Here is an 11,826-nt window from a genome sequence, read left to right as displayed (position 1 = left end):
AATCACATGAATGCAGTTCCTCCTTCACTGAATGGTGACCATCGACCCCCTGCGAGGCGCGATCCAGAATTCGACCTCCGACAAACCGGTGTAGTTGTCGGCGCCATATTTCGTCAGGGTCTTCAATTTCAGATATTTCGCCTGGATGTTGCCCAAGTACACCGCGTTGCCGGATGCGTCGGTGCCCCTCGAAGTCTTAATGGAAAACGTCGTCGTGCCGTCCAAGGGATTCGTGACGGGGGTGTACGTGACCCCATCCAGCGAATTGGAAATGACAAAAGTCGCGACATCACGGATGTAACCTGGCGTATTTTGGTTGTAGATCGTCAGGTGGTTCACGGTCTTGATGCTACCCAGATTAAAGGTAATCCATGGGAGTGGCTCAGCGCTGGACAACCACTGTAGCTCGGCATCGGTTGTGAACTTGTTCAACCCATCACAACAGTTGTTGGGCACGCGACCACCGTAATACGACGAGGCCGTAGCGGTGACGCCGGTGATTAGACTGCTCTTGGTCAGATTCCGACTGGCGTCGAACTGCACTTCCGCAAGCCCAACGTTAATTTTATTTGCGCTCAGTTGCGTGATGCGAACCTGAGTGGCGTTGACAGGGGTGTTCGACACCGCCTGCCCCGGGTTGGTCGTGGGATAAGCCGTCGACGTCAGATTCTGGATGGATTGCGTCGCCCAGGTCTTACCCCAGTCGCTGGAGACTTCGATCAGCGTGTTCGAGAAGGCACGCGATGAACCACCATCGGTCCCGTTGTAGATGGTGATCGAGTTCAGCGTGTAGAGGTTGTTGAGGAAATACGTGATACTCGGGTTATTCGCTTCGGCGTTCGCCGTCTCCCAGTTCGTCTGTGCCGGCGGCGTAAGGATGCCGTCCAAGGTGTTGCGGGTGACGCGCTGATCGCTGCCGTTGATGTAGCTACTGCTATAGTCGGTCACATCAATGACAGCGTTCGTGATGAGCGTCGCGCGAACCGTGCGACCCGCGCCGAACATGACCAATGCCATCAACCCAAACAGCATGAGGCGTTGCGGGGTGCTTCTTGTGTCCGTGTTTGTCTTTTTCATGTTTCTCCTTTGATGCTCGCGTTCAGAATCCCTTACAGTTTGTTGTCGTTCCCGACATCTACTTACGCTTTTAATACTAACACACTTCGTCAGTCTTGTACCTGTCGTTATGCGTCAACCTTCTGTTTTTTCGCGACAGAGGATTGTGTCCGTGGTAGGGTGTACTTACATATGAGACCGAGTCACAAAGTCGCGATTGTCACCGGGCTGACGGAAGGTTACACGCGCGGGATGCTGCGCGGGGTGATCGAGTTCGCCCAGTCACAAACGTCGTGGATTACCCGAATCGGGCCGCCCACCAGCGCCACCATCCAACACTTGCGGCGGTGGCGGCCGGACGGCCTGATCTTGCACTATGAACACCAGCATCAAACGCCCTATCTGCGGCTCGGCATCCCGCTGGTAACGCTCTGCACGGATGGCGCGCGGGGGCCGTTTGTGGGGGTGGATCACGGGGCCGTGGGCCGCATGATCGCGTCACATTTCCTTGAACGCGGATTTCGCCATCTGGCCTATCCACGCTTCCCCCGCCCTTGGTGCAAAGAGCGGGAGGCTGGTTTGCGCGAGGTGTTCACGCGCGGCGGCGGCGTCTGCCATTTCAAAGACATCACCATGCCGGTCGAACTACGCCGGTTGAGGGACGGGTGGGTGGACGCGGATCACGTGCTCGGGGCCTGGATCCGGACCCTCCCCAAACCGGTCGGTGTTTGCAGCACGGATATCTGGAGCCGGGAAATTGCCACTGCCTGCCGGCTTCAGGGCGTGCGCGTGCCGGAACAAGTCGCGATCATTGGAGTCGATAATGACGAGTTGATGTGCGAGGCGTGTGATCCGCCGCTCTCGAGCGTCGCCGTGCCGTGGGAAAAGATCGGGTTCGAGGGGGCGGCGTTGCTAAGACGGTTGTTGAACGGCGAACCGCCCCCCACCCTGCCCATCCTCATTCCGCCCACGGGCGTCGTCGAACGGCGTTCGTCGGCCATCGTCGCCGCCACCGACCCGGACGTAGCGACCGCGGTGCGATACATTCAGGAACACGCCCACGAGCCCATCAGCGTGAATGACCTGGCGCGGAGCGTGGGCCTCGGCCAGCGCACGCTGGAGCGGCGATTTGTGAAGTGCATGGGCGCCAGTCCCCAGCGAAGCCTGCGCAAGGTCCGGATCGTCCGCGCCAAGCGGTTGCTGACCGAAACGCAATTGCCGATCAAAACCATCGCCGCCCGCACGGGGTTCAGCAGCCCCGAACGGCTGGCCACCGTCTTCCGGCGCCACGAAGGCCAATCACCCATGGCCTACCGTCGGCAGTTCGCCCGCGCCGACCTGTGACGCGGGCGCCGACCGCGGCCGCTTATCGTGCTTCCCACAGGGATCGCGCCATTCGGGTCAGCCCTCAAACGATAAACCTTTCGCTAGTTTCGCTTTTTACCGCAGTCCACCGAGGAGACCTTCGATATGTTCCACCCAACCAGCGAGCATTTTATCCGTCTTTATATATGCATTCTTATAATAATCTAGACAGGATCCGGCCACCGCTTATCAGCGGCGGCTACGTAGCCGCGCCTGATAAGGCGTGGCTCTTCCAAGAGCATGTCTAGATTATTTCAGGAACGTTATTCATTGCCCTATTTTGCGCCTGGCGGGGGCGCATACAACTGACTGACCGGAATGGACGTGATCGCCCCCGGCCAGGTGCCGCGCGGCGTCGCCCATTTCAGCCGGATGCCCTGGTTCGTCGTCGGGTGGGTCTGTTCCGCATCATAAACAATCTCCACCGGATACCGCTTGCCGGCTTCCATGTAGACCTCGTTGAAGGAATACCGCCCCAGTTCGACGCCGGCGATGCGGTAGCGGGTCTTGGGCGGATAGACGTCGGCCGAGAAGGCGTGCCAGCCGGTCTGGTAGGCCTCGATCTCGCCGGTGACGCGGGCTACGCGACCATTGCCAAGAATGCGAAAGCCATGCGTCGTGCCGGCAATGCGCCGGAAGCACCCGATCTCGCCCGGCGCGAGGTGCGACTGGGGCGTGCCGCCGGTCTTGCCCGGGGTGATCCAGCGCTGGGTTCCGTCGGCGTTGTAGGCGATCAGGAAGGAATCCGAACTATGGCCCCAGTTCTTCATCGAATCGTTGATGGCCACATACCAGCCACCTTGCGGATCTGCGGTGATGTAGGAGGCCCACCGGGGTTCAATGCTTTTCACACGAGGCGGCAGCTTCAGCAGCGTCTTGCCGGCCGGGAACTCGCCGAGCACCGGCGACCCCGCCGAGTTGACGCTCGTGATCGGCCAGTGCTGCACGGCCTTGCCGACGACGGCATACATCCCGTTGGCATCCCAATGGGGCAGACATATCCACGGGCCGGCGCCGGAGTATTGCACCTCCCCGCGCTGGGCCCGACCATCACCATCGGCGTCGATCCACAAATAGCTCTGTTTCCCTTGCTCCATCCATTCCTTGAGTGGACCGCGCAGGTGTTTTTCATAATGTCGCGCCTGCAGATGGAAGCCCGTGACTGGCGTCAGGCGGTCGCCGTCGTCGTCCACCCGGAAGATCTGCGCGTTAGAGCCCGCGATGAAGAGTTTCCCCTCGCGCCGAAAAGCGCGGTACAGGCGCGCATTGTCATGGCCCTGCAGCATCCCGTCAGCCATCCGTTCCAATCAGTCGTCACACCAACCGCACCTATTCAACCTCCTCCGGCGCAAGAATCCGAGCCGCCGATGCCCACGCCCGTGATTGAACCGCCAGCACCCTGTAGCCCCGACACCGGTCGTGATTACAGAGCCAATACCGCCGCCACTTCCGGAACCGGCCATCATAGTGGAACCCACATCAGAGGCTGTGCCGGTGGAAGAGCCCCTCACTATATCGGAAACAGAGGACGTAAAAGAGGCTGCCCCTCCATAAATTCGCGGGTAGACGCAATAATTGCTGCGGTAATTCCGAGAAATGACCAACTGGATAGGCGTATACTGAATAATTCAGCGATTAAAGTTCAAACGCAAATAACTAATGTAGTTACGCGAAGAAGGGCCGGTGCGGTAATGCCGGACGGAACGAGTCAACTGTCCGAAGACCGCGCCGTATTCTGATTCACTGTATTTCACCATGCCTAGTGCCAGACAGGCGGATTGCCAGACGACATCGTGCAATACCCCTAACCTCTTTCCGTCGGGCCGCCGCCGCATCGTTGAGTAAATCTCAATAAACTCTTCGTCTGTCGGATCCCGGTCAGCGTCCAAAATCATTGAGGCGCAAAACTCAACACAGTAAAACAGATCTACGTATTCAGCTGGATATTGCTCCATTGCCGATTCCTGTGGTGCTTGCCGATTCCCGCGAAATAACGCCCGTAACGACGGCACAGTCCACAATCCACAGCGCGCACCATCTGTCAGACTGATACTGTTTCTCGATGTGATCGCCACGCCTCCATCCTCTTGCGCAGGCAGGTCCAAACGCAAACCAGCCCAATCAAGACTGGAGTTAGTGACCACAGCCCCCAATGACGCCTCCATTTCAACTGGGCACGATTTTGGATCCTTCCAGCGCGCCCCAGAATCCTCATCCGCGTCCAACTCTTCGGATAAAGCAAAATCATCGTCGTCTTCGAATTCTTCCTCATCCAGATCCTCACCCAAAGCGGTATTCACGAACAACTGCACCCGTTTGTCGAGACCGCTGCCTATCTCCATATACTCATGCAATATTTGACCACTTTTTGAATCACGGAAATCTTCCGTTTCCCCGTCCCATGCAGCACGAAAATCATCTTCATGCTCGTTCATCAGATAAAGCGTAGCGGACAGTATCCCGCGCGTAAGTTCATCAGTCTCGGCTCGCCGCCCCGTTTCAATGGCATCCAGAATCGCCCTGGCATGTCGCAAAGCAGATCTGTAGTCCTCACGCTTTATCGATAATTCTTCCAAAGAGGTAAGCGCTTCCAACTCGTGTGGATCAAGGCCCACGGCTCTCTCATAACATTCAATTGCGATACTCTCACGCCTGCAGGCCCGCTGAAGGTTGCCCAATCGCACGTGTAAAAATGCATTATCCGGATCCTTGGCGATCACTCCCTTCAAGTATTCCTCGGACATGGCCAGAGTCTGATGCGCCGTCCCGTCGAACAACTGTGCCCGCCCCGAATACACCTTTGGATTTTTACGAACTTTCCCGGCCATGATCGCCCCAATGACCTTCAAATAATCAGCAACCTCAAAGGGGCCCGGGCTATCGCAATGCGAGCACCGGAAGTAGTTGGTGAACTGGAACCGTTCGTTGTTATTTCCTGCATCACTCAAGAAAATCGTCCCAACATCATACAACTGCTTTACGCCGCATTTTTGGCAAACAAGTTTCAACGATTGCCGCACGTGGGGCATATCCACCGCTGTTATGTGTCTTTCTTTCAGAATCATGCTCATGATTGATACTTCCTACCTCACCTGTTCCCCGGGGGAATCACCCCACCACCGCCAATCCATTTTTCAACCTACTAAACCAGCCTGGATAATCTGTGGGGCGCAGGAGATTGAAAAGATAATGTTGCCGAACTGAATCACGGCGGGTGTCTTCCCGGTATACCACCTTGACGTCCAGTTTCTCGGTACAGGGCGTCAGCTCAAGTCTGCGTGAACCGGCCGGCCCACTTTTCTCTTCTTCCGATCGGGGCTCAATGCGAACCGATGGATGATATTCCAGATTGAACACGTTGAAATGATATTTGGCCCGCTCCTTTTCGGAATCAGGGAATACCTCGGACACAAAACGGGTTTCGCACTCGGTCACTTCATCGAGCAACTCGGTGATGTGGTGGGCAAATTTCTCATGGTTCGTCACAGTCACGACCGGAAAGTTCTGCTGAATATCCACCCATGGCACCTGGCGCGGGATTCGCAAGCCCCGTCCCAATACCTGGGATATCAGCAACTTGGAGTTAAATACCCGCTCTTCCATGGGCACGATCTGGAACACATTGTCCACATCCCAGCCTTCGGAAAGTTTGTTGACGGCAAAAATGAACTCCACCTGCCCACCGGTCTTGGCCGGGTCAAGTTGCTCGATCTCCTCAAGTTTTTCCTGGTAATCGGCATCTCCGAGTTTGCTGGTCACACAAATGACCTTCTCACGCGCCAGTTGCTCCAGGGCGGCGCGTGGTAGCGCCTTACAGGCAGGGTCCCCCTCCTTGAGGTAATCGGCTAATACCTTGATAAATTCATCGGCATTGTTCCGGGCCGAGGTGGTCGCCTTGCAGATGAAAACGGTGATGGGCTTCAGGCGCGACCGGCCCTTCTTGTCTGCATATCGATACTTCAAACGATTTTCGGCGTGGGTTTTCAGGATCTGCTCGAACCGCTGGAGTTTGGTGAGTTCCGCCTCGCCCTCATCGGTTTCGGTGTGCAGAATGGGATTCACCCACTTCACCTTCTTCTCATCGGTGGCATCTTTGATGGAATACTCGTACAAAACGTCCAAAAAGTAATCGTTATCACTGTAAGGCGTACCGGTAAAACCGATATGCCGTTTGATGCGGGGCTCACCGCGCAGGAATTTCATCCACAACCGTTCATCGCGATCGTCACCCTTGCCTTCCTTCCCCTCCTCAAAGTCAAACGACAGGGCATCGCCGGAGAAATCAAGATGCGAGTAAGCGTGGTGGACCTCGTCACTCAACACCAGTACATCACCCTCCCCGGCAAACAACGTATCACCAATAGAATTATTTTCCTGTCCATAGATGGCGTTGATATTTTCGATCACCACGGAGCCGTCCTCGATCGGATCGTTGGAATTCAGGAGTTTGACCACCCGGCTCCGATACCGTTCAGGGAGTTTCTCCCTCAGTTCCGCGCCCCGGGCGCCGTATAACAATTCCTTGAACTTATCCGTCAGGCCCTGCTCGATCACGGTGGAGGATGGTCCCAGCACGAGCACGCGCTTAACCTCGTGGAGTTCACCCGGTAGCCAACAGACAGGATGGCATCAAGATTAAAGTATTCAACCAGATAGGTTTTCCCGTCCGAGGCAGTTGTTGCATTTTTTGCAACAACTGCTTCCCTGCTTAACTCATTCTGCTTGAATATGTTGGAAATATGGCGCGAGACAACGGACTTATCGCGGTCAAACAAATCAGCTATCTGCTGTAGGTTCAGCCAAAGTGTCTCGCCTCGAAGGTTAACCTCCAACTCAGTCCGGCCATCCTTGCCTCGATAGATCACTATTTCGTTCTGGGCTTCCGACTTCTTCATCCCTTCACCGTCACAATTTGGGATTCGTTGCCATGTTTATCCACTGCAATCAGGGCGGTCTTGCCACTCACGTCTTTGAGCGTCACTTCGCCTTCCTTCAGATCCTTTTGATAGAAGCAGGAGTCCACCTTGAAAGTCTCCCCATCATAGTCGGTATCAACCAGAATCATGGCCAGGCCGTCCAGCCCATCAAAGGCCTTTTCGTTGGTATCGGTAATCGTGGTCTTGAAGGTAGTGACCTTGAATCCCTTGCCGGTCTTTTTGACTTTGAATTCCACTTCCTCATTGAAATAGAAGCCAACAGAGGAGATCAGGCGGTTGATATTCTCCGGCGAATCCGGCTGTTCCGAAAGTTGGAAATGCCGGGCGGCATCTTCCAGGATTTTGTACGGGAAGGACATGGTCTTAAATGTCACCTTGTCACCTTTGCCGTTCGGCATCGTCAACTCACCCACCCGCGTACAGGCCTGCGGGGCAATGATGTAGTACGTGCCCTTCAGTTTGCCGTTAGCCTGCCGGATAATCCCCTTAAGGTAATCCTCATCAACCCGGACCTCCTTGAGCCATTTATCCTCCCACACCGGATACACTTCGACCGGATGGCCATCCTTTTCGGCAATAACATTGCTAATGTGATATTTTTTCGAAAAATGCTCCCCGCGCTCGGTGATGCCGAAAATACCCAGAACAAAGGCAACATAGGCATCCTTGTTCTTCCGCAAATCCATGATCCGGGAGAAGTCGAAAGCGCCCACGGAAACAACGCCGAAATCCTTCGGTGCTTTGTCGTATTTGATCTTTTTCTTGCTTTGCTCTGGGGCGAGTCCCAGCTTTTGGGATTCATTGATCGTCGCGATCCGGCTCTGAATGGTGTAAATGGCATGCTTTCCAAAATCGCAGGTAATCCAGCGCCGGCCGAGTTTCTCGGCAACAGCCGCTGTGGTGCCGGAACCGCCGAAAATGTCCATGACGAGATCGCCGCGGACAGAACTCGTCTCTATAATCCTCTCTAGTAGGGATTCAGGCTTTTGGGTTGGATACTCCACACGCTCAGTCGACGTAGGACTGATCCTACCAACATCAAGCCAAAGATCCGTGACAGGTGTACCTTTGGCGTCTTTTAGAAATTTCTTCCGTTGGAGCGACTTCCCTGTCGATGACAATACAATTTCTCCTGCATCATAAAGTTCCTGCATTCGCACCTTGGAATATCGCCAATAACCAGTAACGCCCAGAAACTCATAGTGAGGATTTCCCTTGGATGCTCCTCCAGTGCCGTCTACGGGCATCAATCGGTATATCTCGCCAGTCTTTGATTCTATGTATTTATAGTCACGATCCTTGATGTCCTCTGTATATGGCACGTATTTTGGAATAAAAGTAAATTGTTCGCTTTTTGAGTATGCTAGTATTTGTTCAGTAACACGCCCGAAGTGCTTTGCTCACTGTCCCGTATCCCCGTGTGCATGTGATCTCTGCCAAGTAATCACATTAATCAAATTGTACTGGCCAAGAAGTTCGTCCATCACAACCTTCACATAGTGAACCATCTTGGTGTCTAAATGAACGTAGATCGTTGCATCGCTAGCCATTACTTCTTTTAGAAAAATTAGTCTCTCTCGGAGCGCTTCAATGAATTCAGCGCGATCAATCTTGTCTGCATAACTCGTTTCACCCGACTTACCGACGAAATCTGATTTCGTTGCGAACGGCGGGTCAATATAGATCAACTTCACCTTCCCTTTAACCTTATCCCTGATGATGGGATCCTGATTGATGAAGCAGGTTTTGAGAAACTGAAGGTTGTCCCCCTGGATGATGAGATTTTTCCAGCCGGTCTCGTAAGTCTCGCCAGCTTCACGCGCGAAAAGCTCCATCTGGTCGGCACTCTTTTTGAGCTTACCGCCCTGGAAGAAGCGGACGACCTGGAGTGGGGAACCGGCGCCGAACGCGGAGGCCTCATTGAGAATGGCGGCCTCAGAGCGTTTACCGGCATATTCGATGGTGGGAATGCGGGCGTTATTGAGGGTACGGAAATCGAACTTGGCATGGACCGTAGGAAAGAGTTTGGCCGCAAGGTCAGCTGGCGGCTCAATATGCTCGCTCAGACAACGCGCCAGCGTCTGGGCTTCTGACTCGGTCAGGGTGATATCAGGCATGATACTCTCCAATCAGGTTACTAAGCAAATAAGAATCACTCTGCTTCAAGACGATCAAGAGCAAGACAAAATCGATTCAGACTGCTACATGTTTTCCGGGCAAGTTGGATGTTCCAATCTTTTAAAACGAACTTAGCCAGTGTGGCGTTATAGTCTGGCCCTTGGAACAAATTCCCGCTGGACTCATTTTTCCAAACAAGCGACTCACGCATCAATTTTCGAGGACTGGTCATGACAAGTTTAAGCAACTCAGCTTTAGGATCAGTCAGACGCTCTGGATATTGACAAACAAATCTCTTCTTTAATCCCAAAAAAGCGGACAAACCACGGGGATCTCCGAGTAACCAGCTTTCAACTTCACGAACTGCAACTCGTAATATCAGATGGGGATGACGGGGTTGCCCAAGCCATTCCCTGATCAACTGAGCCGGACAAGGGTATTGATCCAAGTCGGCCAAGAGTAAAAAAGGACTACCTTTTGCGGCATTGTTGAAGGCGGGAGCCTGTTTCTTCAAATATCCAAACCCCGTCTTTCCAAACACAGCACCGACCGCATATTCCAGCGGACGAACGGACAAAACACGTCTTGCGACCCACTCACTCAAGTCATCCTCAACGGCAAGATATATCGGGATCGGCGGTTTCATTCGAAAAGAGTAAGTTGCTCAACATCCTTAGGCGCCGTTAGAGGGAGCACCGCATCCGCCATAGACATACCGCCCTCTAGCAATAACCGTACTTCGGTTTTATCGGAGGCCAATTCAACAACAGTTCCCTCACTACCTCGCGGACGCAACAAGGCAACTTCGAAAGGGTTGATACCCCGGTCACTGAATAATTCAGAACTATGAGAAGAAACAAGAACCTGCCGGCGTTTCAAACGCTGCATACGCCAAATCAAGGCGGGGAGTTTCGTGACAATTTTGGAATGCAGTGAAAGCTCAGGCTCCTCCAACAATAGCAACGCATCGCCTTCCAACAAGGTCCACAACAAACCGATCAAGCGCAACGTACCATCAGAAAATTGGTCTTCTCGCTGTTTTCCACCATGTGGCCGCCAGTGTTGATAGACCACTTCCAAATGCGGAAACCCTTTTTCGTCGCGCAAATCGGTAAGGTCCTTCAACTCCGGAACGGCGACCTTGAGGGCTTTTTCGATCTTTTTCAAGCGCGCGCGTCGGGTTTTCTCCGGAGTTTCCATGATACGCTCAAGAAACTTGATGCCAAAAGGATCTTCCCCAGCATTTTCACGGTTCGCCAAGGACGGGAATTTCAACAATTGCGGTACGAGATGAAGATACAGCGTCTTCTGAAATGTGTCAGCAATTGGGCGGAACTCTTTGTTTGATGCAATCTGCTCCAAATGGGTTTGCGTCAATCGAAGTTCATCACTTCGATCCTCTGGGTTGTCGTCAGGGCGATTCAATATTTGGCGTCCATTTTTCCACACCCGCTCATACGTCAAAAGCACACTTCGCTGCCCCCGCGTTTGCTGACGCAACCCAATCGCATAACGCCAAACCGTTTGCTCCGCCCCATCCCGGTCAGTCAATTCAACACTAATCTCAACCGCCGGGTTTTGCCTGGCGGCCAAACACCGAATCTTGGAAAAACTGCCACGTTCTCGAACAGCCTGCTGAAGCCCACCACCTGTTTTTGCGATATCCCTTAGAAAGCGGAAAGCGTCCAGCAGATTGGATTTGCCGCTGGCGTTCGGGCCTGTAATGAACAACCGCTCCCCCAGCTTGAGATCGACATTAACGAAATTCCGCCAATTAGTTAGTTGGATGCGAGTAAATAACATATTTCAAACCTATCAATTAGCCGTTATTCATGCAAACGCCTTCTCCAGTCTTTCATTCAACACATCTGCCGAGGTTTCACCCTTCTGGCGGGGGAGCAGGCTGAACTTATTGATTCGCAGGAACCCATATCCAAAACTCTCCAACTCTAATTGGCGCTGGATGTCATACTCAAGATATTCCTGATCGAAGGTCTGGGCGGTGACAACCTCCGGATTCTTGATGTGGAACTCGACTCCATCGTACTCAATAATCAGCGACTTCTCTTTGCCGTTCTGACCCAGGGTCATCAGGAAATCCAGGGACTCCGGGGACAGGGACTCCGGGACTCCGGGGACAGACCCATAATCACAGGGGACTCCGGGGGACTCCGGGGGACTCCGGGGACAGACCCATAATCACACTAGTGTAGTTTAACGGACTACAAGGACTACAGAGGACTACAGGGACAGGCCCATAATCAGGACTACAGGGACAGGCCCATAATCATGCCCAGCAATTCAGCGACCTTGTTTTGATTCCTGGAATAATTCCTCGCCGATCATCAGG

Annotated in this window: 8 protein-coding genes and 2 pseudogenes; 1 reads left to right on the top strand and 9 read right to left on the bottom strand. The window is 53.6% G+C overall.

All coding sequences use genetic code 11. The features are described from left to right. Nucleotides 1-24: 24 nt before the first annotated feature. On the bottom strand, nt 25-1,077 hold the full coding sequence (locus WCI03_11150; GenBank protein ID MEI8140408.1) for a discoidin domain-containing protein: 1,053 nt from the start codon (nt 1,075-1,077) through the stop codon (nt 25-27). 171 nt (nt 1,078-1,248) lie between these two features. Here WCI03_11150 and WCI03_11145 point away from each other — a divergent pair, with 171 nt between their 5' ends. Next, entirely contained in the window at nt 1,249-2,400 is a 1,152-nt protein-coding gene (locus WCI03_11145; protein MEI8140407.1) for a DNA-binding transcriptional regulator, read from the top strand. Between the two features lie 296 nt (nt 2,401-2,696). On the opposite strand, the gene WCI03_11140 is transcribed toward WCI03_11145, so the two are convergent. From WCI03_11140 to WCI03_11105, 8 genes and pseudogenes are all read right to left on the bottom strand, one after another. Then, nucleotides 2,697-3,719 (bottom strand): hypothetical protein, encoded by a 1,023-nt coding sequence (locus tag WCI03_11140; protein MEI8140406.1) that lies wholly within the window; start codon nt 3,717-3,719, stop codon nt 2,697-2,699. Between the two features lie 330 nt (nt 3,720-4,049). Further along, nucleotides 4,050-5,492, bottom strand: a complete 1,443-nt coding sequence (locus WCI03_11135) for a hypothetical protein (GenBank protein ID MEI8140405.1) — start codon at nt 5,490-5,492, stop codon at nt 4,050-4,052. Between the two features lie 37 nt (nt 5,493-5,529). Further along, nucleotides 5,530-7,002, bottom strand: a complete 1,473-nt coding sequence (locus WCI03_11130) for a hypothetical protein (GenBank protein MEI8140404.1) — start codon at nt 7,000-7,002, stop codon at nt 5,530-5,532. Nucleotides 7,003-7,010: 8 nt separating this feature from the next. Beyond that, a pseudogene (locus tag WCI03_11125) lies at nt 7,011-7,316 on the bottom strand (hypothetical protein). After that, nucleotides 7,313-9,193, bottom strand: a pseudogene (locus WCI03_11120) (site-specific DNA-methyltransferase). Before WCI03_11120 ends, WCI03_11125 begins: the two co-directional pseudogenes overlap by 4 nt. Before the next feature lie 317 nt (nt 9,194-9,510). Further along, nucleotides 9,511-10,122, bottom strand: a complete 612-nt coding sequence (locus tag WCI03_11115; GenBank protein MEI8140403.1) for a hypothetical protein — start codon at nt 10,120-10,122, stop codon at nt 9,511-9,513. Then, nucleotides 10,119-11,279, bottom strand: a complete 1,161-nt coding sequence (locus WCI03_11110) for an AAA family ATPase (protein ID MEI8140402.1) — start codon at nt 11,277-11,279, stop codon at nt 10,119-10,121. Before WCI03_11110 ends, WCI03_11115 begins: the two co-directional genes overlap by 4 nt. 27 nt (nt 11,280-11,306) lie before the next feature. Then, a complete protein-coding gene (locus WCI03_11105; GenBank protein MEI8140401.1) occupies nt 11,307-11,567 on the bottom strand; it encodes a hypothetical protein in 261 nt (86 codons plus the stop codon). Nucleotides 11,568-11,826 lie beyond the last annotated feature (259 nt).

This window comes from bacterium, assembly GCA_037143175.1.
Taxonomy (GTDB): Bacteria; Verrucomicrobiota; Kiritimatiellia; order CAIKKV01; family CAITUY01; genus JAABPW01.
This window is presented reverse-complemented; position numbering and strand designations above follow the sequence as displayed.